This is a genomic window from Neorhizobium alkalisoli, assembly GCF_002968635.1.
Classification (GTDB): Bacteria; Pseudomonadota; Alphaproteobacteria; order Rhizobiales; family Rhizobiaceae; genus Neorhizobium; species Neorhizobium alkalisoli.
In genome coordinates this window covers 83084-108079 of sequence record NZ_PVBN01000003.1, presented here as the reverse complement: position 1 = coordinate 108079, position 24996 = coordinate 83084, and the positions used below count along the sequence as shown (strand labels likewise).

Here is a 24996-nt window from a genome sequence, read left to right as displayed (position 1 = left end):
AAAGGCAATGACTGAGAAGAAAACCAACAAAGGCATTTCGCGCCGCACGCTCTTGAAGACGGCATCCGCCGCAGCCGGTCTTGCGGCCGGCTCCGGCGCCATCACCGGCTTCCCGACCATCTGGGCGCAGAACACGATCACGTTGCGCCAATTCGGCACTGGCGTTTCCAACCTCAATGCGATCGCCGAGAAGTGCAAGGCCGACCTCGGGATTACGCTCGAGATGACGGCCACCGACTCCGACGCTGCCGCTCAGCGCGCCGTCACACAACCCAATTCATACGACATCGCCGATATCGAATACTGGATCCTGAAGAAGGTCTATCCGGCAGGCGTCATCCAGCCGATGGATGTCAAGAAGCTCAAATATTATGACAAGGTCGTGCCGCTGTTCAAAACCGGCAAGCTGAAACCGGACAGCGTTATCGCCCAGGGCACCGCGCCGCATACCGTCGGCTTCGTTGAAAAACCCGGCACCAAGACCTTCGCCAAGGGTGAAACCCAGTGGTTCACCATGATGCCGACCATCTACAACGCCGATACGCTCGGCATTCGCCCGGATCTCGTCGGCCGTGAGATTTCAACTTGGGCGGATATCATGGACCCGAAGTTCAAGGGCAAGACCTCGATCCTCAACATCCCGTCGATCGGCATCATGGACGCCGCGATGATCATGGAAGCCATGGGCAACATCAAATATGCCGACAAGGGCAACATGACGAAGGCGGAGATCGACAAGACGATCGACTTCCTGATCAAAGCCAAGCAGGCGGGCCAGTTCCGCGCCTTCTGGAAGTCGTTCGACGAAAGCGTCAACCTGATGGCCTCCGGCGAAGTGGTCATTCAGTCCATGTGGTCGCCGGCCGTTGCCGCCGTCCGCTCCAAGGGCATCGCCTGCAAATATCAGCCGCTCAAGGAAGGTTACCGCTCATGGGGCGGCGGTCTCGGCCTTGCCGCGCATCTTTCCGGCGCCAAGCTCGACGCCGCCTATGAATATATCAACTGGTACACGTCCGGCTGGGTCGGCGCCTATCTCAACCGCCAGGGCTATTACTCGGCGGCGATGGAAACCGCCAAGCAGCACATGTCTGCCGACGAGTGGGGTTATTGGGTCGAAGGCAAGGCGGCCAAGGGCGATATCGTCGCTCCGGATGGCAAGGTCATGGAAAAGGCCGGTGCCGTACGCGACGGCGGCTCGTTCGAGGAGCGCATGGGCAAGGTTGCATGCTGGAATTCCGTCATGGACGAGGACCGCTACATGGTCCGCCGCTGGAACGAATTCATCGCGGCTTGATCCACTCGCCAACCGGCTCCCTCCCCTTGTGGGGAGGGTTTTGGAGGGGTCTTCACTCGAAGCAAAACCCCTTCCACCTGCCGGCCACCCTCCCCACAAGGGGAGGGTTTAGATCGCAGCACCGCTGAGCCCTCGAAAAGGGAAATGACAATGGCGACGATGACGTCCTCGGAAACGGAAAAGATAGAAGGCGCGCGCGCGAAGAGCTTCCGCTTGCCGCCGGCACTGATCTCCTATCTGCAGGCGGCACCTCTGACGTTGATCCTCGGCAGCTTTCTGGCCGTGCCGATCCTGATGATCGGCATGGTCAGTTTCTGGGACTACGACTTCGCCCAGATGTATCCCGATTTTGTCACCTTCAATTACGCCGAAACCCTCGGTTCCTGGGTGACGTGGAAGACCTATCTCAACACGCTGAAATTCGCCTTTTTCGTATGGGCCATTACCCTCTTCATCGGCTTTTGGGTGGCCTATTTTCTCGCCTTCCATATTCGAACCGCCGCCATGCAGATGGTGCTCTTCCTCGTCTGCACCGTGCCCTTCCTGACCTCGAATATCATCCGCATGATCTCTTGGATTCCCGTGCTCGGCCGCAACGGCCTCGTCAACTCCACCCTGATCAGCGCGGGGATTGTGTCGGAGCCCATCGAATGGCTCCTCTATTCCGATTTCGCTGTCGTGCTCGCGATGGTGCATCTCTACACGCTTTTCATGGTGACTCCGATCTTCAATACGCTGATGCGCATCGACAAATCGCTCGTAGAAGCCGCCCGCGACGCCGGAGCGTCAAGCTGGCAGACACTCACCAATGTCATCCTCCCGCTCGCCAAACCCGGCATGGCGATCGGGACGATTTTCGTTGTGACGCTAGTGATGGCAGATTTTTCGACCGTACAGGTCATGTCGGGAGGCCAGAGCGCTTCCGTCGCCCTTATGATGAAAAACCAGATGTCGCTGCTCCAATACCCCGCGGCGGCGGCGAATGCCGTCGTGCTGCTCGTCTTCGTCCTTCTGATGGTCGCGGCAATTGTCCGCATCGTCGACATTCGCAAGGAACTCTAAGATGCACGGCGACAAGCGCGGCCGCGAATTTTACATGCTCGCAATCTTCTTCGCAGTCTTCGTCCTGTTCCTGTACGGGCCGCTCTCGGCGATCCTGATCCTGTCTTTCCAGGGGCCGAACGGCGGGCTCACCTTCCCGCTCAACGGCGTATCGGTGCATTGGTTCGCAAACCTTTTCGAGACGCAGGCAGTCGGGGATTTCGGGGGCGCTTTCCGGCGCTCGCTGCTGTTGGGGCTCATGGTGATGATCGTCACCGTCGTCGTGTCGCTGCTGGCCGGCCTCGCTTTCCGACGTCGTTTCGTCGGCGCGACCGCCCTTTTCTATCTCGCGGTGGCAAGCCTCGTCGTTCCTTCCATCATCATCTCGCTCGGCATCGGGGTGCTTTTCCAACAGATCGGCCTGCAGCCCTCCTGGTTCTCCTCGGCCTTCGGCGCCCACCTGACCTGGACATTGCCCTTCGGCGTGCTGATCATGTTGGCCGTCTTCAACCGCTTTTCCCCCGCCTACGAGGAGGCCGCGCGCGACCTCGGCGCCACGTCCTGGCAAACCTTCCGCCACGTGGTGCTGCCGATGATCGCGCCGAGCCTCATCGGCGTCGGCCTGTTCGGCTTCACCCTTTCCTATGACGAATTTGCCCGCACGCTGATGACGGCGGGCACGTTCAACACGCTGCCGCTCGAAATCTATGGCATGACCACGAATGTCACCACTCCCGTGCTTTATGCGCTCGGCACGGTTACCACGATCTTCTCCTTCCTCGTCATCGCCGGCACTCTCGGCCTGATCGTCCACCTCAACCGGCGTCGCCAGCGGTCCTGAAATCCATGCATATTCTCGTTGTAAACCCCAACACCACGGTCAGCATGACGGCGACGATTGCCGACTCGGCAATGCGCGCGGCCCATCCGGGCACCCGGATCGACGCCGTCACCTCGTCGATGGGGCCTGTTTCGATCGAAGGCTACTACGACGAGGCCTTCGCCGTACCTGGCCTACTGGTGGAGATAGCGAAGGGCGAAGCGTCGGGAGCCCGAGCGGCGATCATCGCTTGCTTCGACGACACGGGCCTCGACGCCGCACGCGCGCTTGCAAACATACCGGTGATCGGCATATGCGAAGCAGCTCTTGCCACCACCGCGTTCATCGCCCAGCGCTTTACGATCGTCACCACAATGGATCGCTCCCGTCTGCCGCTCGAGCATCTGGTTCACCGCTACGGCATGGCCGGCCGCTGCAAGGTGCGAGCAGCCGACATCCCCGTCCTCTCGCTGGAAGACCCCAATTCGAATGCCCGAGACCGACTGCGCAGCGAGATCGCCACGGCCCTGCGCGACGACAAGGCCGAAGCCATCGTGCTCGGCTGCGCCGGAATGGCCGACCTCGCGGCGAAGCTTGGAGCGGAGTTTGCCGTCCCGGTGATTGACGGTGTCGCAGCGGCCGTCAAACAGGCAGAAGCCCTGGTATCGCTCGGCCTTTCCACCGCCAAGCGCGGCGCTTATGCTTCGCCGGTTGCCAAACCCTACATAGGCTTGCTCGAAGCCTTCGCTCCGGGCAAACTCGCCGCCTCATGACCACCGATCCAGTCATCCGTCCGCTGACGCTTCCAGAGGCCGAGACGCTCATCGACTGGGCGCACGCGGAGGGCTGGAATCCAGGTCTCGCAGATGCCGCGGCTTTCCATGCCGCGGATCCGAGCGGCCTCATCGGCTGTTTTGTCGACGGCAAGATGGCAGCCGGGATCTCTGCGGTTCGATACGGCAAGGATTTCGGCTTTATCGGCCTCTATATTGCCCGGGCAAACTTCCGCGGCAAAGGCTATGGGCGTCGGGTCTGGGATGCCGGGATGGCGCATCTGCAAGGCCGCACCATTGGTCTTGATGGTGTGCCAGAACAGCAGACCAACTATCGCCGGATGGGCTTCGAAGCGGTCTATGAGACATTCCGCTGGAGCGGCAGCATTGAGGGTGGGCTATCCAAAGACGTGGTTTCCATCACCGCCGAACTGCAGCCAGTCCTCTGCCACTATGACCGCCACTTCTTTCCCTCTGAAAGAAGTGTGTTCCTGACCGAATGGCTGCAGCCGCCGCGCTTTGCCAAAACTGTCCTCGGCGAGAGCGGCCTTCGAGGTTATGCAGTCTGCCGGCAATGCCATGACGGTTATAAAATCGGGCCGCTGTTTGCCGAGACTGCGGACGACGCAACTTCGCTGCTGATGGCCTGCGCCATCGAAACCGGTGCGCAAACTATGCATATCGATGTCCCGGCGTCACAAACCGGTTTTTCCGCAAGGCTCGCAAGCCATGGCTTCACACGCGGTTTTACCACCACCCGCATGTACCACGGCCCCGTCCCGGAAATCCGGATGGCCGGTGTCTTTGGGATCACGACGCTTGAGCTCGGCTGAATGGTGACCCAAGCGGCGAACCGATTGTCGAGTTCAACAGAGGCGACGTCACCGACACCGGTGTATCAAGTCTTATCCCCGCGATTGAGTTTTTCGAGATGAAGTAGAAGCGCGCTGTGGTCCCGTTCGGCGCCGCCTTCGGCAACGAATTGCGTAAATTCGTCACGAACCTTTTCCGTCAGTGGCAGCTGCAACGACAAAGATTGAGCCATAGCCATGACGGCGTTGAGGTCCTTCAATTGGTTGCGGGATGATCCCCCCGGCTCGAAATCGCGGCGCACCATCCGCCCGCCATGCAGTTCGAGGATCCTGCTTTCGGCAAAGCCCCCGCGAATGGCGTCACGGAAAGCCTCGCGGGAAGCACCGCCCGCCTCCACCAGGATCATGGCTTCGGCCACCGCACCAATGGTCACCGCCACGATCTGCTGGTTGGCGAGCTTGCAGATCTGGCCGGCTCCACTCGGTCCGACATGGGTGACGCGACCGAGCGCCGCGAAGACGTCACTCAAAGCCGACACGACCTCCGCCTTGCCGCCGGCCATGATTGCCAACGTCCCGGCCTCGGCTCCCACGACCCCGCCCGAAACGGGCGCATCGAGATGATCAATGCCGAGGGCCGCAAGCCGTGCGGCATGGTCTTTTGCGGCAGGCGGCGCAATCGAACTCGTATCGACGACGACCGCACCCTTGCGCATCGCCTGCGCGCATCCCGAGCCGAACAGAACCTCACCGACAGAGTTTCCGTCAGTCAGCATCGTGAACACAATGTCCGCCCCGTCTACGGCCTCTGCCGGCGAGGCTGCGACCCGTGCACCATCCGATTCCAGAGCCTTTGCCTTGATCGGATCACGGTTCCATACGATTAGAGGATATCCCGCGCGGGCAAGCCGACGGGCCATCGGCGCGCCCATCAACCCAGTGCCCAGAAAGGCAATCTTTTTGCCGCCAGCAGGCTTTTCGATAGCCTCCATCATAGGGTGCCTCCGAGCTCGTCTTCGATATGGACCCGGATGACCTCGTCAAAATTCTTCTCCGCCTTGAAGCCGAGTTCCTTGGCTCGCTTCGCCTCAAAACCCGGTGCCCAGCCCGAGACCATTTTCATGATCATCTCGTCGGGCACCCGGCGGATGAGCCGCACAGCCCTGTCTCCGGCAACCCGGCGCAATGCCTCGATCTGCTCGCCAACAGTGGCGCTGACACCCGGCATCGAGAGATTGCGACGCGGACCCACCGTCTCAAGATCGAGGTTCGCTGCATGAAGCAAGTATCCGACCGCCGAACGCGGCGAAGTGTGCCAATGGCGGACATCTTCGGAAACCGGCAGAATGGCTTCCTGACCGATCAGCGGCTCGCGCAGGATATTGGAGAAGAAACCGGACGCGGCCTTGTTGGGTTTTCCCGGCCGAATGCATACGGTTGGAAGGCGGATGCCGATGCCATCGAAAAATCCGCGGCGCGTGTAATCGGACAGGAGCAGTTCCGAAATGGCCTTCTGCGTGCCGTAACTGGTAAGCGGCGTCAGATGGAAGTCATCAGGAATGGGATAAGGCAAGGGCGCGCCGACGACGGCGATCGATGAGGTGAAGACGACACGCGGCCGATAACCGTCCTGATCGTGTGCCATTCGGATCGCATCGAAAAGATAGCGCGTGCCATCGAGGTTGACGCGATACCCCTTATCGAAATCGAGCTCGGCCTCTGCAGAGACGATCGCCGCGAGATGGAAGATCACATCCGGCCGTGATTGGACGAGTTGCTCAGCCTCGCCATGCGTCGACAAATCAGCCTCACGCGTCACCACAACGCCGGCAAATCCCTGGGGCGTTTCGGGCTTCACCACATCGACCAATGTCAGTTTCTCGACGGGCTGGTCGTTAATGCCGCCTTCGGCAACCAGGCGCGCTGTCAGTTTGCGGCCTACCATTCCGGCCGCACCGATAATCAGGATATGCAACGAAAACCTCCCATCACCACCTCGTCCGCATTAGAGCAGCCGAGGGTTCCAAAAATATCTTGTACGGTTGTCTGATAACCTTATATGCTTTGTTTGAAAACAAGAGAGTTGCGCGCCCTTCTAATTATCTACCGGTTGAGGTGAATATCGGGGACGCGCAACCGAAGGAGGACACTATGACCGTGGCGGAAACTGACCTGGTCGGAGAGCACCGCCTGGCATTGCGATCCATGTTGGGGGACGATCTTGTCCTGACTGACGTGGATGCGATGACACGCTACTGCCGTGACTGGCACGGGGACGTGACGAGCGGGGCGGTGGCGGTCTTGCGGCCTCGTTCTACCGAGGATGTCGCCACTGCCGTCAAGGTCTGCCGTCAGCTTGGGCTCGCGGTCGTGCCGCAGGGCGGGAATACCGGGCTCGTTTTGGGAGCCCTACCCGATACTCCCGACCATCAGGTCGTTCTCACCCTCGAACGCATGAACCGTATCCGCAAGATCGATGCGGAGGACTTTTCCGCAACGGTTGAAGCGGGCTGCATCCTCTGGGACGTGAAGGAGGCCATCTCCGAGAAGGGTATGTTCTTCCCGCTGGCGCTCGGCGCCCAGGGAAGCTGCCGAATCGGTGGCAATGTCTCTACCAATGCCGGTGGGATCAATGTCTTACGATATGGGATGACACGCGAACTCGTTCTCGGGCTCGAAGTCGTTCTGCCCGACGGCACCATTTTTGATGGGCTTTCCACGCTGCGCAAAGACAATCGCGGCATCGATCTCAAGCAGCTTTTCATCGGCGCGGAAGGAACCCTTGGGATCATCACAGCCGTATCGATCAAGCTGACGCCTTATCCGGATCAGGTGGCTACCGCCCTGCTCGGCCTCGCCTCGCTCGAAGACGCAATCGGGTTATATCGGCGCGCCAGGCGCGAGTGCTGCGATCTGATGTCGGCGTTCGAATTCATGCCACCGCTGGCCTTCACCCTGGCCCGGGAAGCGATGCCCGATCTGCCTATTCCGATCAGCGATGAATATCCGGCCTATGTCTTGATGGAAATCTCCGGCTCGGGCCTTGTCGATATCGATGATTTGATGCAGCGCTTCCTGGAGGGCGTCATGTCGGACGGGCTGGTGCTGGACGGTACGATCGCAGCATCACAGAGCCAGGCCCGAAATCTCTGGTTGATCCGTGAGGGCATGAACGAAGGACAGGCTAAACGGGGCACTCATATGCGCAGCGACATCTCGGTTTCGCTCTCCCAACTCGCCTCCTTCGTCGCTGAGGCAGAAAAATCGATCGAGCAGGAATTGCCGGATTGCCTCTGCGTTTCCTACGGTCATGTCGGCGACGGCAATGTTCATCTGAACGTCCTGCCGCCTGCAGGCCTTTCGCCCGACGAGCGAGCAACGCAAATCTACCGAGCAAAGACCGTACTTAACGACGTCGTCGATCGCTACCACGGCAGTATCAGTGCAGAACACGGAATCGGCCGCCTCAAAAGAAGCGATTTCGACACGCGACTCCCGGAGACCCACAGAAGGCTTCTAACCGCGATCAAGCGCGCCGTGGATCCCGATCTCTTGATGAATCCCGGATCACAGTTGAATTTCCAAGCCGAGTCATAGACGACAGTTCGGCAAGAGGGCGAATCGTGGCAGTGGCAGACTTCAGTCAAATCAGGCGCAATGAGCATTTGCCGTCCCGTATCGCCGCCCAGATCGGGCGTGAGATCAGCGAAGGTCGCATAGCGCCCGGACATAAGTTGCCGACCGAGCATTTGCTGGCGAAAACCTTCGGCGTCAGTCGTTCGGTAATACGCGAAGCCATCGCACAGCTCCGCAATGAGGGATTGGTCGAGACGAGGCAAGGCGTCGGTGCATTTGCAACCGAGATCGACCGTCGCCAGTCACTGCGGATCGAGCAGGGTGATCTGGCAGATCGCGAAAGCTTTCGCAGTCTTTTTCAACTGCGGCTGGCTCTGGAAGTCGAGGCCGCTGGACTTGCAGCTGTTCATCATACCTCACCCGATCTCGCCAAGCTCGACAATGCTCTGGCGCAGATGAATGGTGCGGAAAAATGGACGGACGAGGGTATCGTGGCTGATCTCGCATTTCACCGCCTCGTCGCGGCCGCTACACGCAACGAATATTTCCTTCAATTCATCACCTTTATCGCCGAACGGACGCATCTTGCCATCAACGCGGCGCGCGCTTCAGCCGTTTTGGAGGAAATCGTCGAGGTGACGATTGCCGAGCACGTCGCTATCAGGGATGCGATCGCGACCCGCGACCCGGCAAAAGCAAAAGAGGCAATGCGCCACCATCTCAATGGTGCGGCTTCCCGACTTGGCCTGAAACTGGAAATGCTTTAGGTAGCGGTATCGGGTCTTTAGATCGATCCAGATTTTTCCACGCTTCGCGCGGCCTCTGGCTGGACATGGTGGTGGAGTCGCACTAAAAGCGATGGGCCTCTGTTGTCAGACATCCTGACAATAGGTCAACCAAGTGGAGGCTTGGGTTTAATGAGTTTGAGGAGGATCCCCGATGGGTGCTGAGCGGACGCTTGTTCCGGAAACAATCTTGCCGCATGACGCCTCTTCAGCGCTGCTGATCGGACGAGTCTGGTCGCAGAAATTGGGCGGTCCATGCCCTGTACTGCTGGCATCCGGACATTTGTTGGATCTGTCCATTCTTGCGCCGACCATATCGGGCCTTCTTGAGATCGACGATCTTGCGGGTTCTCTTCGCGATACGAGCCGTTTTGCCGACCTTGGGCCGCTTGCCTCATTCCTGGACGGAACCGCAGGCGAATTGCTCGCTCCGGCGGACCTGCAGGCTATCAAAGCGGCAGGCGTCACATTCGCCGACAGCATGCTGGAACGCGTCATAGAAGAACAGGCCAAAGGCGACCCTCAGCGCGCTCAAGACATTCGCGGCAGTCTCGCTCCGGTATTGGGCGACAACTTGCGCGGCCTTGCTGCGGGTTCAGAAAAGGCGGCGGAGGTCAAATCCCTGCTGCAGGATATGGGCCTCTGGTCGCAGTATCTGGAAGTGGGAATTGGTCCCGATGCCGAAATCTTTACCAAGGCACAGCCGATGTCCTCTGTCGGATGTGGCGCACTGATCGGCATTCATCCCAAGTCCGACTGGAACAATCCCGAGCCGGAAGTGGTGCTCGCGGTGACGTCCAAGGGCAAGATCATTGGCGCAACACTTGGCAACGACGTCAACCTTCGCGACTTCGAAGGGCGCTCCGCACTGCTCCTCAGCAAGGCGAAGGATAACAACGCCTCATCCGCAATTGGGCCGTTCATCCGCCTGTTTGACGACAGTTTCACTCTCGAAGACGTCAAATCGGCGGAGATATCGCTCTCCGTCGAAGGCCCGGACGGATTTGTAATGACCGGCGTCAGTGCGATGAAAGCGATCAGCCGGACTCCGGAAAATCTCGTGTCGCAATTGCTCAACCGCAATCATCAATATCCGGATGGCGTTCTCTTCTTCCTTGGGACGATGTTTGCGCCGGTCAAGGACCGACGAGGCGCGGGCCTCGGATTTACGCATGAGATTGGTGACCGGGTGGAGATATCGTCGCCGAGGCTCGGGCACTTGGTCAATTGGGTTGAGCATAGCAACAACTGCCCGGAATGGACGTTCGGGCTGACGGCGCTGATGAGAAACCTCGCAGGCCGAGGTCTTATCTAAGCGAAAAGGGGGGAAGCGATGCAAAAGGCTATCGATCTTTTTTACAAATTTCTGGAATTTCTGCTGATCATCCTACTCGCCGGTATGGCGCTGATGGTGTTCGCAAACGTGGTGCTTCGGTATGGGTTCAATTCGGGGCTGAATGTCTCGGAGGAAATGTCCCGCTATTTCTTCGTCTGGCTGACCTTTATCGGCGCTGTCGTTACCTTCCGGGAATACGGACATCTGGGCGTCGAGACCTTGGTGGCCTTGTTCGGTCGCACAGGGCGGATCATCTGCATGATGGTCAGCAACATCATCATTATTCTGTGTTCGGCGATCTTCTTCTGGGGGACGTGGAACCAACTCCCCATAAATGCCAGCATGGTCGCGCCGGTTACCGGCCTTTCCATGGCATGGGTCTATGGCATCGGCTTCTTCACCGGCGCCGGGTGCACGATCATCGCGCTTGAACGTCTTGTCCGCTTGTTGACGGGTCGCGTGACCGAAGACGAACTCTCAGCCTTCGCTGGTGAAAACCTGACACTTGAGCAGATGGCGGAGCGTACCTGATGACCCTTATCGTCTTCGTAGGATCGCTCCTCGGTGCCATGGCAATCGGCGTCCCCGTCGCTTTCTCGCTGATGTTCTGCGGCGTCATCCTCATGTGGTACATGGGGATGTTCAATACCCAGATCATTGCCCAGAACATGATCGCCGGTGCTGATACATTTACGCTTCTGGCGATTCCCTTCTTCATTCTGGCCGGCGAACTGATGAATTCCGGCGGCCTGTCGCGCCGCATCATCGACTTCGCGATCGCTTGCGTCGGGCATATCCGTGGTGGCCTTGGCATCGTGGCGATCGTCGCTGCGCTCATCATGGCGAGTATTTCAGGTTCGGCTGCCGCCGATACGGCAGCGCTTGCCGCCATTCTCATTCCGATGATGGCCAAAGCCGGCTACAACGTTCCCCGTTCCGGCGGCCTTATCGCTGCGGGTGGCATTATTGCGCCGGTGATCCCGCCATCCATGGCCTTCATCGTCTTCGGCGTCGCGGCAAACGTTTCGATCACACAGCTCTTCATGGCCGGGATCGTGCCCGGAATCCTGATGGGGCTTTCGCTGATCGTCACCTGGCTGATCGTGGTTCGCAAGGATAACGTGCAGGCGCTTCCCAAAGCGTCCCTACGCGAGCGTGTGCGGGCGACCGGCCGCGCTGCCTGGGCGCTCGGCATGCCCGTCATCATCCTCGGCGGCATCAAGGCAGGCGTTGTGACGCCGACCGAAGCGGCGGTCATCGCGGCTGCCTATGCGCTGTTTGTCGGCATGGTGGTCTACCGGGAACTCAAGCCACGCGATCTGCCGCGAGTCATCCTGCAGGCCGCCAAAACGACATCCGTCATCATGTTCCTGGTCTGCGCCGCGCTCGTATCGGCTTGGCTGATCACTGCGGCAAACATTCCAGCCGAGATCACCGGTTACATCGAGCCGCTCATCGATCGCCCAACGCTTCTGATGTTCGCCATCATGATCCTGGTTCTGATCGTCGGCACTGCGCTCGATCTGACGCCGACGATTCTGATCCTCACGCCTGTGCTGATGCCGATCATCAAGCAGGCGGGCATTGACCCGGTCTATTTCGGCGTACTGTTCATCATGAACAATTGCATCGGGCTTATTACCCCACCGGTCGGCGTGGTGTTGAACGTCGTCAGCGGCGTCGCCCGTATTCCGCTCGGAAAGGTCACGGCTGGGGTGTGGCCATTCCTGGTCGCTCAGACAATCGTGCTCTTTATCCTAGTGCTTTTCCCGGATCTCGTCATCGTACCGGCCCGCTGGCTGCGCTGACCGACTTAAATTCAAACTGTTCAATCAACCGTCCAATGGGAGGACAAAATGAGAAAACTGCTTCTTGCGACAACCGCGATTGCCTTCGGTCTTTCGGCCGCGGCGCCTGCTTTCGCTGAATTCAATTCGCGCAATATCCGCGTCTCGAACGGCATCAACGCAGACCATCCGGTCGGCAACGGCATCAAGACGATGCAGGCATGCCTCGACGAAAAGTCGGGCGGCAAGCTCAAGCTCACCGCATTCTGGGGCGGCGCACTCGGCGGCGACCTTCAGGCGACCCAGGCCCTGCGCTCCGGCGTTCAGGAAGCCGTCGTCACATCGTCGTCTCCGCTCGTCGGCATCATCCCGGCACTTGGCGTATTCGACCTGCCGTTCCTGTTTGCCAATGCCGACGAAGCCTACGAGGTGCTCGACGGCAAATTCGGCGATATGATGAACCAGAAGCTCGATGGGGCTGGCCTCGTCAACCTCGCCTACTGGGAAAATGGCTTCCGCAACCTCTCGAACTCCGTCCGTCCGGTCAACAAGTGGGAAGACCTGTCGGGCATGAAGGTTCGCGTCATGCAGAACAACGTCTTCCTCGATACCTTCCAGAACCTTGGCGCCAACGCTACGCCCATGGCTTTCGGCGAAGTGTTCTCGGCACTCGAAACCAAGGCCATCGACGCACAGGAAAACCCCTATGTGACGATCGACACCTCGAAGTTCTTCGAAGTCCAGAAATACGTCACGGAGACGAACCACGCATACACGCCATTCCTGTTCCTCTTCTCCAAGGCGATCTTCAACACCTATACGCCGGACGAGCAGAAGGCTCTGCGTGATTGCGCCGTCGCCGGCCGTGACGAAGAGCGCAAGGTCATCCAGGATCTCAACAAGAAATCCCTGGAAAAGATCAAGGCTGCGGGTCTTGCAGTCAACACTCTCTCTCCGGAAGAGCAGCAGCGCATCCGCGAAAAGTCGATGGCCGTTTATGAAAAGCACAAGCCAACCATCGGCGCCGACGTTGTCGACAGCATCCTCACCGAACTGAAGACAATCCGCGGAAAGTAAGCCAAGCGCTTCTTAGCAGATCGAAAGCCTGCGGTTCACGCCGCAGGCTTTTTTCATTCCGGTATAGATGGGAGTACCTTCTCGCGCTTCTTGAGCGCCTGTTCCCGGATAAAGATGAAAAGGCCGGACGCGACGATCAAACCGGCGCCAATCAACATCCCGAAACGCGGCACGTCGCCGAAGAACATCCAGCCGAAGATTACCGCCCAAAGCAGCAAAGTATATTGCAGCGGCGCCACCGTGGCCGCATCGGAAATCTTGAGGGCCCGGTTGACCAGCATATGGGCGGCCATAGCGACGATACCGAGCAGCCCAAGCAGGACGAGGTCCGTGCTCGATGCAATCGGCGACCAGTCGAGCGGCGCGGCGACAAGGCCGGCAAGACCGGCGCCTGTGACCTGAAAAAAGACCAACGCGCTGTCCGGGGTGCCGCGCAGGAAACGGCCGGAAATCAACATGAAGGCAAACGCGCCGCTGCCGATGATCGAGATGACCGCCGGCATGGTGAACATGGCGCTCGAAGGTTCCAGAGTGATGATGACACCGACGAAGCCGACCGCGATCGCTGTCCAGCGTCGCCAGCCGACCTTCTCGCCAAGCAGGAAAGGCGAAGCGGCTGCAACATAGATCGGAGCGGCCAGCCAATAAGTCATCACGTCGGCCAGCGGCAGATACATCACCGCGTAGTAGAAGCAAAAAACCTCTGCCGTGGAAAAGAAGACGCGGGCGAACTGCATGCCCGGCCGCTCGACCGCCAGAAGATTGCCGAGGCCTGCCTTCCAGACCATGAGCACGAGAATAAGAAGTGCCGCCAGGCTGCGGATCAGGATGACCTGACCAAGACCGTAGTTCGCGACCAGCCATTTTCCCATTGCATCGTTCAAGGCAAACATCAGCATGCCGAGCAGCATGACGAGAGGACCGGCCAGACTGGCGGTTTTGAGCGCCATCGCGGATGAAGCGTTCATTTCAGATGCACCTTGGATGTTTGAAATTTTTCCTGCGCCAGGGGATCGAACCCAAGGGATCACACCCGATAACCCGCAGGACGAGTAGGGTTTCAAATCTGGTGATCTGCATAGGTCTTCCGCAAACAGGCTGGCAAGAGCTTGGTTGGTAAAGGAAGACAGACGTTACATAAAGCGTCTTTTGACTTGAAGGATGACGACGGGCTTTACGAGCAACACATCCGTTGCAATATCATCACCCCGGCGGAAGCATGTGCCTCCGCCGGGGTGATCTTTTTGCCTATAACCTTCCCGCCCGCCGCATATGATGGGCTAGGCAGGCCAACTCCGAGCCTTCGGCTCAGGAACGCTTCTTCAGGACACCGTAAACGATGTTGCGATTCTTGCCGAAGAATACGCTCGCCTCGAAATCCTGCCCCTCGGTGCTGGCGTGGATGATTTTCCACATGTCCGCTTCCGAACGCAGAAGCAGAGCCCAGTTCATGAAGGTCTCGAGATAACCGTCTACCTGGATCGGATAGGAGTAGTTGGCAAAAAGGAAGACGCCATTTGGCTTCAACATTTCCAGGCAACGCTGGGTCAGCTTGATGGCGACCTTGTCGACCAGATAGTCATAAAGGCCGGAAGCATAGACAAGATCGAACTGACCCGGCCGCAGGCGGCCGGTCAGTATCTGGCGTACCGAACCGTCGATCGCCTCGACCGCCGTTCCCTGATAGTCCCTTGCGATCGTCCCGACGCTCAAAGGATCCTGATCCAGCGCGACCCAGCGCTTCAGCCGCTTCTCGCGCAGGGCTACCGAATGTTCGCATTCGCGTAGATGACCTGCGGCGACGCTCAACACCTCCGTTTCAGGTCCCTTTGCATCGGCCACTTCATCGACATGACGTGCCAGAATGTCACGGCGATCCCAGTTGGCCAGCGATGACGGTGCCGTGCTGGTATACTCAAACAACGCCTGACCGAGCTTCGATGCCTTTGCGACGTCTTCAGCGACGCTTTCGTGCCGATAAATGAAATCCAGCAGCCTTGCGTCCCCGGAATAACCGCGCGGTTTGTCGTAAGACCAGCGCGTCAGAGGATCCTGCAGAAAAAATGAAGAAATGGAATGGTTCTGGACGAAGGGCACCAGTTCCTGCCAGACGCGCGGATCCAGTTTGTGCCGGCTTTCATGAAGCGAGATAGTTACTTTGTCCGCAATCTTGACGGGATCGTCGCCCCGTTCGAACTGTTGGCGGGCCAGTTCCAGCATCAGCGCCATTTCACCTTTTGCAACAGCCAATTGCTCCTCGAACTGTTCGCTCTTGGGTGCCACGAGTTCGTTTGCGATCGCTGCGGGGGTGATAAGACTATGACCGTCAAATTCGATCTTCATTTGCGTCACGCGAAAATACTCCAGTTACAAAAGGACTCTACTGGTCGGGCGTTGCGCATTGTCGCGTTCTGACCGTCCCGATGATTTTTATCATAGCTGGAAACTTCTGGTTAACTATCACATTTACGAAATAAGATTAACGGCGGGGATTTCGGGTTAAATTTAACAAGATTTAACAGCACCCCCTCATTTTGGTGGTTGAAACCACGTCTCGTCGTTTCTTTGATCCAAGAAGGGATCAGCGACCGCACGAGCCAAAAGAGCCTGGGGCAGGCGAGGCGGCCAGCCCCCTCGTGAAACGGAAATACGAGCGGATGGAACAGTGCATGAAGCACACGTTTGCCGATGCGGTCGAAATCGATCTGCAAAAGAAGTTGCAGAGGCCGTCGGTGCACGAGCTTCGCAGACTTTACGAGAGCGACGCTGAGGCAGAGCGACGGATCGCCACGAGACACGGCCTGTGGATCGCGGTCATCATCTACGTGCTCTTCTCGGCCACCGACATATTGCTCATCCCGGACGTCGCCATTCAAACAATCACGGCACGGCTGCTGGTCGGAGGCGTTGCTCTTGTGCTGCTTGAAGCCCAGTTCCGCCTGGAACTCGGCATCAAATGGCTCGACCGAACAAGCGCTCTGGCGCTCGTCATGGGATATGCCATATGGGCGATCCCCGCTGTGCGGACCGCCTATACGGACAGCTTGTCCTACTACATGATCTTCGGCGCCATTTTCATGATGGGCGCGAATCTGTTCTTCAGCTTCCGTTTCGGACTGTCGGTCGCAGCGTCCAGTGCGGTCTTGGCGACTTTCTTCCTTACCCTATCAACCTTCTGGCCGACCGATATCTATGCGCTTGCTTTCGGCACCTTCTACCTCTCGTGCTTCGTCTTCACGTCCTACGTGAACTGGAAGTTGAACCTCGAGCGGTATCACGTTTTCTTGAACGCGCTCGAAGCGAAGATACAGCAGAAAGAAGCGACCGACCGAGGAGAAGCGCTGCTGCGCATGTCCAATACCGACTACCTGACCGGACTGGAAAACCGTCGGGCCGTCGATCACAGGCTGAGGCAGTATTGGAATGAATGGCAAGCAAAAGGCCGCGGATTTACCGCGATCCTCGCCGATGTCGACTTCTTCAAAAAATATAACGACGGCTACGGGCATCAGGAAGGCGACCGTTGTCTGATCCAGGTCGCCACCGCGATCAAGGAGGCAATAGCACCATTCGGCGGATCAATCGGCCGCTATGGCGGCGAGGAATTCATTGTGCTTGCGCCGATCGACCGGAAGGAGCAGCTCACCGAACTGGCCGAAAAAATCCGCATGACCGTCGAAGACCTGGGCCTCCCCCATAGGGAACGTCGCGACGGCACATCGATCGTTACCGTCAGTGTAGGCGCGGCCTTTACCCGGGATCAGACCGGAGCAAAACTGGAAAAAATCATCCATGAAGCCGATAGAGCGCTCTACAGCGCCAAGGCCAGTGGCCGCAATTGCGTCCGCATGTTTGATCCCGATGACCCGAACAACAGCGACGAAACCGAGAACATTGCGGCCTTGCTCAAGATCGCTACCGATCAAAACCTCGTATCGCTCGTCTATCAGCCGATTGTGGACCTTAGGTCTGGCGAGCGCGACGCGGTAGAAGCCCTCATGCGGCTGAAGACGCTTGACGGCGATATGGTCCCGCCAAGCCTGTTCATCCCTATTGCAGAACGGACCGGCATCATCATCGAACTCGGTCGCTGGCTCATTCGAACCGTCTGCCGCGATCTCCTGGCCCCGAACCACGTCCAGATCGCAAGCGTCAACGTTTCGCCAATCCAGCTCAAAACCCCCGGCTTTGCGGCAAGCGTCGCTGCAATCCTCTACGAGACGGGGGTGAGTGGAGGCAGGCTCGCGTTCGAGATTACCGAAGGCCTCGAAATGGAAATGCATTCCGATGTCTTGCGATGCATCAGCGACTTGAAAACATTGGGAATCAATATTTGGCTGGATGACTTCGGGACGGGCTTTGCCGGACTGTCGTGGTTGCGGCTTATCGATTTCGACACGGTCAAGATCGACCGCTCCTTCCTGCACGACAGCGCCTCGCCGCGGGGCAAGGCTATGCTTCAGGATATTATCGGCCTCATTCGCAACCGCGGCCCGAAAATCCTTGTCGAAGGCGTAGAAACGGAAGAGCAACTTGCTTTGATGCGGGAGTTTCGCATCGACCATGTCCAAGGCTTCCATGTCGGTCGCCCGGCGCCCATTGACCAGCTGACCGCTATCAAAGACGTGGTGCCGAAGGCGCGCCGCGCACGTATGTCACGCCAGTAAGCTGCGGCAGGCAGATATAGAGCGCATTAGTGTCGTCACGCGATATTCGTCATATCAATCTGTAAATCGTCATTCGACTTGACGAGACATGGCTGACAAGCCAAAAGGAACCATCGCATGAAAGCTGGTCTCCCGATTGTCTCGCACGCCGCTCATCCTTTCGGTGGCTCTGTTCATGGAAAGCATGGATGCTACCGTCGTATCGACCGCGCTTCCGGCGATCGCGGCAGATATCGGCAGCACTGCGGCCGCTCTGAAGCTCTCATTTACCGCCTACTATGTCGCAATGGCGATCTTCGTGCCGATGAGCGCATGGCTGGCTGACAGATTGGGATGCCGGACAGTGCTGCGGGCTTCAATGGCACTGTTTATCCTTGGCTCGATCGGCTGCGCGATATCGCAGTCTCTTCTCACCTTCGTCCTTGCCCGGTTTATCGAGGGGATCGGCGCGGCTTTCATGGCACCGGTTGCAAGGCTGGCCCTTTTCAGGGTGACGCCCAGCGAAGACCTTGTTCGGGCGACATCGTGGTTGACGATCCCGCCGACCATCGCGCCCATGCTCGGTCCACCGCTTGGAGGCTTCCTCACGACCTTCGTTGCCTGGCAGTGGATTTTCCTGGTCAATCTTCCTCTCGCAGTGGCGGGAATCGTCCTGATCTCGCGCTTCATGCGGGAGCCTGCCCGCCTGCCGACACGCAGCCTCGATTTCAAGGGTTTCGTACTTCTCGCGATCAGCCTGTCAAGCCTTGTGTTCGGCGCCTCCTTGATCAGCATGCCGATCCTTCCAACATGGCTCACGCTCGCTACCATTACCGTGGGAGGACTAACGGGGCTTGGATATCTTCTTCACTCCCGAAGAGCGGTCGATGCGGTGCTCGATATGTCCGTATTCCGCGAGCCGACTTTCCGGGCAACCACCATCGGCACAAGCTTGATGCTGATGGGTTGTGCGGCCCTTCCCTACCTGACGGCACTCATGCTGCAGCTGGGGTTCGGAATGAACGCGTTTGAAGCGGGCCTTCTTGTCTTCTCCGGCGCGATCGGCGCGCTGGCTGCAAAATTCATCGTGGCACCCTTGTTCAGACGATTGGGCTTTCGGCGGGTCATGATCTTTTCGGCTTTGCTTTCCGGGGTGGGCATCGCCTTCAAGGCAACGCTTCTGCCCGCCACGCCTGCCCTTTTGATCGTGGTACTGCTTTTCCTGAACGGCCTCGTCCGCTCGGTCTATTTCACGGGTCATGCCGTGCTTACCGTCGCGGATACGGCACCCGAACAAGCCGGTCATGCAACTGCTATCGCCGCAGTCTCACGGCCGGTCGCGTCTGCACTTTCTTTCGCTCTCGCGGGCGGCTTGCTTGGCCTTCTCTCCGCTGGTGGCGGAACCAACACCATTTCGGATTACCACCTTGTGATCGCCCTTGGCGCCGCTTTATGCGGTAGTGCCGCGCTGGCATTCATCTTCGATCGGCGCGCCGCGACAAGGTGATGAATCGTTCTGCCGGCAGGCAACTGCACTCTTCCGTTGAATATAGAGGGTATTTGTCATACATGTGTGATGAATCTCAAGTCACAGCGTGACTCACCGATTGGCCCCCGGCGCCCAATGCGAAGGATCAAAGCGTGGCAATACAAGTAAAGGATCGCAACAGGGGCCCTGGATCGCTGGTCTCACAGGTCGGCGAAACCCTTCGCCAAGCGATTCTGAGCGGGCAATACGGCCCAGGTGACAAGCTGCCGAGCGAAATCGAATTGACTGAGGCCCACGGGGTCAGTCGAACCGTCATTCGCGAAGCGGTGGCCGTCCTGCGCTCCGATGGTCTTGTCGAGGTACGCCAGGGAGCGGGAATATTCGTATTGTCCGCCGACGGCGGCCTCGGCGGAGCCAATCGAAAGATCGACAAGGCACGCGTCTCCTCCGATCTTGAGGTGCTGGAGATCCGAACTCCCCTCGAAATCGAGGCCGCAGGGTTGGCCGCCATGCGTCGCTCGCCGGCACAAGAAGAGACGATCTTCGCGTGCCACCGCGTCATCCTTGACTGCATCGAGAATGACAGATCGATCCGCGAGGCAGACCTCGCCCTTCACTTCGCCATCGCCGATGCCACAAACAACCCGCTGTTCCGTCAGTTTCTGGAATCGCATGGCTCCGCGGTCATTCCCCAGTCGAAAGTGGTTGCAGAATCTCGCTCCGGTGAACAAACGGCCTATAGGCGGCTGATTCACAAGGAGCATGAGGCGATCATCGTGGCGATCTCCGACAGGAATGAAGAGGCTGCTCGAAACGCCATGCGCGACCATTTGCGAGGAAGTCAGCTCAGATATCGGGACCTGTTGAAGGCCTTACGAACTACAGCCGGCTAGATCAACGTCGAAAACGGAGCTAACCGAATTTCGCGCGCAGGCTGGATTGCAGGTAGGCGGCCTCCTGCCCCCAGACCTCTATCTGCGTGAGGGCCGGGAACGGCGACGGGTCATCAGCTTTCATCAGGGTGTGCAGCCTGATCCAGTCGACGGTCCGCTGCTCTATCCGGAGGGATTGAGCCGCACCCGATTTTTCCAGGTGAAAATAACGCGTTTCTCCGTCGGAGAAAGTGATACTCGCCCTCTCCCACCAGGAGTCGTGCGGAAAGTCCGCTCTCAGATAGAGTACGACCTCGTCGATCCGTACCGGTCGTCCGAATTCCACCGTCAGTGCCGCGTGCGGATTCCGATTTATGCCCCAACTCGTATAAGGCCAGAAGCCATGTCCGTCGTTGGCTTTCTCCCCATCGATTGCATTTCGCGCGGCAAATGCCGCCTCTCCTCGTGTCTCGGCATTGGCCTGCGCATGCGGAAACAGTGTGGTGTTGGCATGATCGTCGAACGGATTTAGCGCAAGATTCCGCCGCGGCGCGATTTCGTCCTGTCGGGCCTTGCGAACGTAAAGCCGATGGATGTCACCTTGGAAAGCCCTGGGGGAATAGGATGCCCGCTTGGCGCCGAAGGGAATATTGAGAGCAAACGCAGAGCCCAAGAGATAAACTGCGGTGCTTCCGATTGCATCGTCGAGCGCCAATACGACATGTCCCGATTCAGACGCTTCGACAATGATCCGGTCGCCGTCCAGGTAGCTTTTGCGATAGACCAGAAACACCTCTTGCTCCCCTGTCGAGGATGCCAAGACCGTCCCGTCGAGGCTAACGATTTTCAACGTCAGTTCCATTCTCGTCCTCCTCAGACGATCCGTAGGGTCAGGCGTTTCTCCGCGAGGGGAACAAGCAGGCGGTAGATCCTGGAGGGCCATGAGATCCCCAGCCGCGCATCTCTTATCTCAATGGGTTCAACTTCCATTTTCCCGGCACCTTCGACCTCGATCCGGCCAAGTGACGGCAGATCGATCGCGCCGGCTGATACCTGTGGCTCGACGCATGTCATCAGCGACAGAACAGCCGGGACATCCCCATCATAGACGTCGACGATTTCGACATGCCGGCCTCGCAAGAGAGAAACGGTGCGTTGATAACTGCGCACCTGCGCCTCGTCCCGATAGGCTCCGGCAATCTCAAGCGATATGCGTGCTTCGGCCGGGTTGAATTCAGTTGCCATATATCGCGCCGCAAACTCTTCCCCATCCGACTGCATGACGCCATCAAACGTCGGCAGGTTATGAAATGCAGATTGCATCGTCCAAATCTCGTAGCGCTGCGGAGAAAAGGTCTTGGCCGTATAGGTCTCGACGCCGACATCGATCAGAAACGGCCGCCCGTCCTTGTAAAGGGTCACGCTTCCGACATCGTTGTGATTGTGGCTTTCGCCGTTGTGGCCACCCTTCACAGCAAGAGCAAAGCGCTCGTCCCTCGCAATGAATAGCCCGATGCCCGGATAGACGATGTCTTCTGGCTGATGAATATTGCCCGGAATCGTCGAGCTAATGAGTAGCTCCTGCACCCGGTACCAGAGGTTCCATTCCTGCGGCAGATGCTGATTTGCGGCCGCCGCTCTGTCGGCAGCAGCAAAGGACGCCAGCGCTTCCGACCCGACGGCTTTGCCGAACAGATATTCTCGTACGCTGCAAGGATCGACCACCGCAGAGGAATCCGCGAAATTGAAATAGTAGCGATCTGCGACGTGCATATTCAAAATGTATTCCGCCATGTTGCGGATTTTCGGCTCGTCCCAGAGCGAGGTGAACACGCCCGGCGCTGCGGAATCGAGAATAGTCATCGCCCCGTGCAGACACAGTGCGGCATGCCGATAATAGACGACGCCTTCCTCACAGGCGCCGTCCTCGGCATAATCCTTCAGGAAGGCATCCAGACTGCCAAGCGCCTTCTCCACCACATTCCGGCGCAACATCTGGTCGGTGCGAAGGCAAAAGACGGACAGCAGGACGTTTTGAGTTATCCATGCCGTCCAGTTGTTCATCCTTTCGGTGCCGCGCCCCATCCACCAGAAATGCCTGTTGAGATAGGGTTCAAAGATGCGGCTTTCGACTTCGCGCTCGATGCGGGAGACGATCTGCGGACTGACCGAGTCCAATCCGTCCCTCAGCAAGGCAACCACGGTTGCCAGTAGCGCAGAGGTTTCCGCGGCGAAAAGATCGATGACGGGTTTCGATACGTCGGGGAGCAGGGACCGGGGGCCGCCTCTCTCATAGGAATTGTGTGCTGGCAGCTGCCAGCCGCTTTCTTCCGCAATCAGGAAGATCCCATCGACAATTGCACCAAGGAACCGCCCCTTGCCTTCGAGCAGCTCTCCCAGCACCAGATTGTTCAACATCCTCCGTCGGGTGAAATAGAGGTCCTCGAAGCGTGAGCGGTTGCCGGTTTCGACATATTCACGGTAGTCGGAAGCCCGAATAAGCGGCCAGACCTGCTGAAGCGTTTCCTCCGCGTCGAGAAGGACCGCGTCGCGGATGGGAGCTGGCACGGCGGCCCAGATGGCGCGATCTCCCCACTGGGCGCCCGGCGAAAAATCAAGCAGGAAGTCCGGCAGCCTTGCTGCCATCTTGCTGAACATGTGCCTCCTCCGCAACTCCTTCAGATCCGCCCGCGCTCTCACCTATCATACGTATTTCGCTCGATCCACAAAATTCGTATGATTTATTCATAACTTGTTTGACCAATGTGGAAGATATGCTATGTGGTGGATCAGGAGGCAGGAGCGAGCGCGCCAAGGCGCCCGTTTTTCATGAGGGAAAATTGAGCTCTTGCGGCTTTGCGCTGCGGGCGATCGCCTGGAGGAGAAGGTTCGGTGTCAATTTCAAATACGGCGTCCGCGGCGGGCCGAGCACCGGCAATTCCTCGAAACAGGATCAAGGTCTTGTCCAGGCGGCGGCGCAAGCTGCAGAATGCTCTTGTCGCCTATTCGTTCATTGCGCCGAATTTCATCGGCTTTGCCGTCTTTACGCTCGGCCCGATCCTCTTTGCCTTCGCGCTGGCCTTCATGCACTGGGACGGCTCCAACGCGATAACCTTCGCCGGCCTCGACAACTTCTGGCGGCTTTTCGAGGACAAGGCGTTCATCGCCGCCTTCTGGAACACAATCATCTATACGGTGGTGTCGGTACCAGCCACGCTCGTCTGCGCGCTCGGCCTGGCGATCTTGCTCAACCAGAAGATTTTTGGCCGGGATTTCTTTCGCACGGCGATGTTCTTTCCGTACGTCGCCTCGCTGGTGGCTGTCGCGGTTGTCTGGAACATGATCTTCAACCCCGAAATGGGGCCGGTCAACATGATCCTCTATACCTTGGGCCTCGACCCAAAGGATATGCCCGGTTGGGCGGCTGACCGTCATTGGGCCATGGTAACCGTCATTCTCTTCGGCATCTGGAAGAGCATGGGCTACTACATGGTCATCTATCTCGCCGGCCTGCAGGGCATCAATTCCGAACTCTACGAGGCGGCAGATCTCGATGGCGCGAACTCCTGGCAGAAATTCATCTATGTCACGGTGCCGCAGCTTGCGCCGACGACGTTCTTTGTGACGGTCATGCTGACGATCCAGTCGTTCAAGGTCTTCGATCAGGTTTACATGATCACCCAAGGCGGCCCCGGCACATCGACGCTCGTGCTCGTCTATCACATATACAACGAGGCCTTCATCTCCTGGGATCTCGGCTACTCCAGCATGATCGCCCTGGTGCTGTTCTTTCTGGTGCTCGCCGTTACCGTCATCCAGTTCCGGCGCCAGAGGGAGGATTGACATCATGGGGATTGCCGGACGCAGAATAGCGGTAAAGACCGTCGCGGTTTATGCCACCGCCATTATTATCACGGCGGTCATGCTCATGCCTTTCGCGTGGATGCTGTCAGCCTCGTTGAAGCTGAGCCGCGACGTGTTCGTCTTCCCTGTCGAATGGATCCCTTCCGAGCCGCAATGGCAGAACTATGTGGACATCTGGACGAAGATTCCGCTGGCGCTCTTCATCTACAATACGTCCAAGCTGACGATCATCGTCACGCTTCTTCAGCTCCTCACGTCCAGCTTTGCTGCCTACGCCTTCGCCAAGCTCGACTTTCCTTACAAGAACACGCTCTTTCTCGGCTATATCGCCACCATCGCCATGCCTTGGCAGGTCTACATGGTGCCGCAGTTCCTGCTCATGCGGGAGTTCGGGCTCAACAACACCCATCTCGCGCTGATCTGCCTGCAGGCCTTTACCGCCTTCGGCGTCTTTCTGATGCGGCAATTCTACATGTCGATCCCGACCGAGTTGTGCGAAGCGGCGCGGATCGACGGCATGAACGAATACCAGATCTGGGCGCGCATCATGCTGCCCCTCTCGAAACCGGCGCTCTCGACGCTCACTATCTTCACCTTCGTCACCACCTGGAACGACTTCCTGGGGCCGATGATCTATCTGACCAAGACCGAGCTGAAGACCATCCAGATCGGCCTGCGAATGTTTATCGCCCAGTATTCGGCCGAATACGGGTTGATCATGGCTGCCTCCGTCGTCGCGCTCATCCCCGTCCTCATCGTTTTCCTGTCTCTGCAACGCTTCTTCGTCGAGGGCGTCGCCTCGTCGGGTATCAAGGGCTAAGCTC

The 24996-nt window shown here is 58.3% G+C and carries 22 protein-coding genes; 16 read left to right on the top strand and 6 right to left on the bottom strand.

Annotated features, from left to right (window positions below; genetic code table 11):
* Positions 1–7 precede the first annotated feature (7 nt).
* The 5 genes from C5L13_RS07935 (at position 8) to C5L13_RS07915 (ending at position 4761) form a co-directional block, all read left to right on the top strand.
* Positions 8–1294, top strand: a complete 1287-nt coding sequence (locus C5L13_RS07935; protein ID WP_105382744.1) for an ABC transporter substrate-binding protein — start codon at positions 8–10, stop codon at positions 1292–1294.
* Between the two features lie 150 nt (positions 1295–1444).
* Positions 1445–2356 (top strand): ABC transporter permease, encoded by a 912-nt coding sequence (locus C5L13_RS07930; RefSeq protein WP_105382743.1) that lies wholly within the window; start codon positions 1445–1447, stop codon positions 2354–2356.
* A 1-nt stretch (position 2357) separates the two neighbouring features.
* Positions 2358–3176 carry an ABC transporter permease gene (locus C5L13_RS07925; protein WP_105382742.1) on the top strand — a complete coding sequence of 273 codons (819 nt, stop codon included), beginning with the start codon at positions 2358–2360 and terminating at the stop codon, positions 3174–3176.
* A gap of 5 nt (positions 3177–3181) precedes the next feature.
* Positions 3182–3928, top strand: a complete 747-nt coding sequence (locus tag C5L13_RS07920) for an aspartate/glutamate racemase family protein (protein WP_105382741.1) — start codon at positions 3182–3184, stop codon at positions 3926–3928.
* Complete coding sequence (locus tag C5L13_RS07915; RefSeq protein WP_105382740.1) at positions 3925–4761, top strand: GNAT family N-acetyltransferase; 837 nt, start codon at positions 3925–3927, stop codon at positions 4759–4761. The genes C5L13_RS07920 and C5L13_RS07915 overlap by 4 nt, the downstream gene beginning before the upstream one ends.
* A gap of 65 nt (positions 4762–4826) precedes the next feature.
* On the opposite strand, the gene C5L13_RS07910 is transcribed toward C5L13_RS07915, so the two are convergent.
* Together C5L13_RS07910 and denD are read right to left on the bottom strand one after the other, a co-directional pair.
* On the bottom strand, positions 4827–5732 hold the full coding sequence (locus C5L13_RS07910) for an NAD(P)-dependent oxidoreductase (RefSeq protein WP_105383115.1): 906 nt from the start codon (positions 5730–5732) through the stop codon (positions 4827–4829).
* Positions 5732–6715, bottom strand: a complete 984-nt coding sequence (gene denD, locus C5L13_RS07905) for a D-erythronate dehydrogenase (protein WP_105382739.1) — start codon at positions 6713–6715, stop codon at positions 5732–5734. Before denD ends, C5L13_RS07910 begins: the two co-directional genes overlap by 1 nt.
* A gap of 176 nt (positions 6716–6891) precedes the next feature.
* On the opposite strand from denD, the gene C5L13_RS07900 reads away from it, so the two are divergent.
* The 6 genes from C5L13_RS07900 (at position 6892) to C5L13_RS07875 (ending at position 13301) form a co-directional block, all read left to right on the top strand.
* On the top strand, positions 6892–8337 hold the full coding sequence (locus C5L13_RS07900; protein WP_105382738.1) for an FAD-binding oxidoreductase: 1446 nt from the start codon (positions 6892–6894) through the stop codon (positions 8335–8337).
* A gap of 26 nt (positions 8338–8363) precedes the next feature.
* Complete coding sequence (locus tag C5L13_RS07895; protein ID WP_105382737.1) at positions 8364–9083, top strand: FadR/GntR family transcriptional regulator; 720 nt, start codon at positions 8364–8366, stop codon at positions 9081–9083.
* Positions 9084–9255: 172 nt separating this feature from the next.
* A complete protein-coding gene (locus C5L13_RS07890) occupies positions 9256–10416 on the top strand; it encodes a fumarylacetoacetate hydrolase family protein (protein ID WP_105382736.1) in 1161 nt (386 codons plus the stop codon).
* Positions 10417–10434: 18 nt separating this feature from the next.
* Positions 10435–10968: a TRAP transporter small permease gene (locus C5L13_RS07885; protein ID WP_105382735.1), complete on the top strand. Its 534-nt coding sequence runs from the start codon at positions 10435–10437 to the stop codon at positions 10966–10968.
* Positions 10968–12245, top strand: a complete 1278-nt coding sequence (locus C5L13_RS07880) for a TRAP transporter large permease (RefSeq protein ID WP_105382734.1) — start codon at positions 10968–10970, stop codon at positions 12243–12245. The genes C5L13_RS07885 and C5L13_RS07880 overlap by 1 nt, the downstream gene beginning before the upstream one ends.
* A gap of 48 nt (positions 12246–12293) precedes the next feature.
* Positions 12294–13301, top strand: coding sequence for a TRAP transporter substrate-binding protein (locus tag C5L13_RS07875; protein WP_105382733.1), 1008 nt, complete (start codon positions 12294–12296; stop codon positions 13299–13301).
* A gap of 53 nt (positions 13302–13354) precedes the next feature.
* Here C5L13_RS07875 and C5L13_RS07870 read toward each other — a convergent pair whose 3' ends face one another.
* A complete protein-coding gene (locus C5L13_RS07870) occupies positions 13355–14269 on the bottom strand; it encodes a DMT family transporter (RefSeq protein ID WP_245571173.1) in 915 nt (304 codons plus the stop codon).
* A gap of 340 nt (positions 14270–14609) precedes the next feature.
* Complete coding sequence (locus C5L13_RS07865) at positions 14610–15653, bottom strand: methyltransferase domain-containing protein (protein WP_105382732.1); 1044 nt, start codon at positions 15651–15653, stop codon at positions 14610–14612.
* Between the two features lie 317 nt (positions 15654–15970).
* Here C5L13_RS07865 and C5L13_RS07860 point away from each other — a divergent pair, with 317 nt between their 5' ends.
* From C5L13_RS07860 to C5L13_RS07850, 3 genes are all read left to right on the top strand, one after another.
* Entirely contained in the window at positions 15971–17968 is a 1998-nt protein-coding gene (locus C5L13_RS07860; RefSeq protein WP_105382731.1) for a putative bifunctional diguanylate cyclase/phosphodiesterase, read from the top strand.
* 163 nt (positions 17969–18131) lie between these two features.
* On the top strand, positions 18132–19454 hold the full coding sequence (locus C5L13_RS07855; protein WP_280952609.1) for an MFS transporter: 1323 nt from the start codon (positions 18132–18134) through the stop codon (positions 19452–19454).
* 140 nt (positions 19455–19594) lie between these two features.
* Complete coding sequence (locus tag C5L13_RS07850; protein ID WP_105383113.1) at positions 19595–20329, top strand: FadR/GntR family transcriptional regulator; 735 nt, start codon at positions 19595–19597, stop codon at positions 20327–20329.
* 19 nt (positions 20330–20348) lie between these two features.
* On the opposite strand, the gene C5L13_RS07845 is transcribed toward C5L13_RS07850, so the two are convergent.
* Positions 20349–21170, bottom strand: coding sequence for a discoidin domain-containing protein (locus C5L13_RS07845; RefSeq protein ID WP_105382729.1), 822 nt, complete (start codon positions 21168–21170; stop codon positions 20349–20351).
* A gap of 11 nt (positions 21171–21181) precedes the next feature.
* Positions 21182–22966 (bottom strand): heparinase II/III domain-containing protein, encoded by a 1785-nt coding sequence (locus tag C5L13_RS07840; protein ID WP_105382728.1) that lies wholly within the window; start codon positions 22964–22966, stop codon positions 21182–21184.
* A gap of 234 nt (positions 22967–23200) precedes the next feature.
* Here C5L13_RS07840 and C5L13_RS07835 point away from each other — a divergent pair, with 234 nt between their 5' ends.
* Together C5L13_RS07835 and C5L13_RS07830 are read left to right on the top strand one after the other, a co-directional pair.
* Positions 23201–24151: a carbohydrate ABC transporter permease gene (locus C5L13_RS07835; protein ID WP_105382727.1), complete on the top strand. Its 951-nt coding sequence runs from the start codon at positions 23201–23203 to the stop codon at positions 24149–24151.
* Between the two features lie 4 nt (positions 24152–24155).
* The gene (locus tag C5L13_RS07830) at positions 24156–24992 is read left to right on the top strand and encodes a carbohydrate ABC transporter permease (RefSeq protein WP_105382726.1); all 837 of its coding nucleotides are present in this window, start codon (positions 24156–24158) and stop codon (positions 24990–24992) included.
* Positions 24993–24996: the final 4 nt, after the last annotated feature.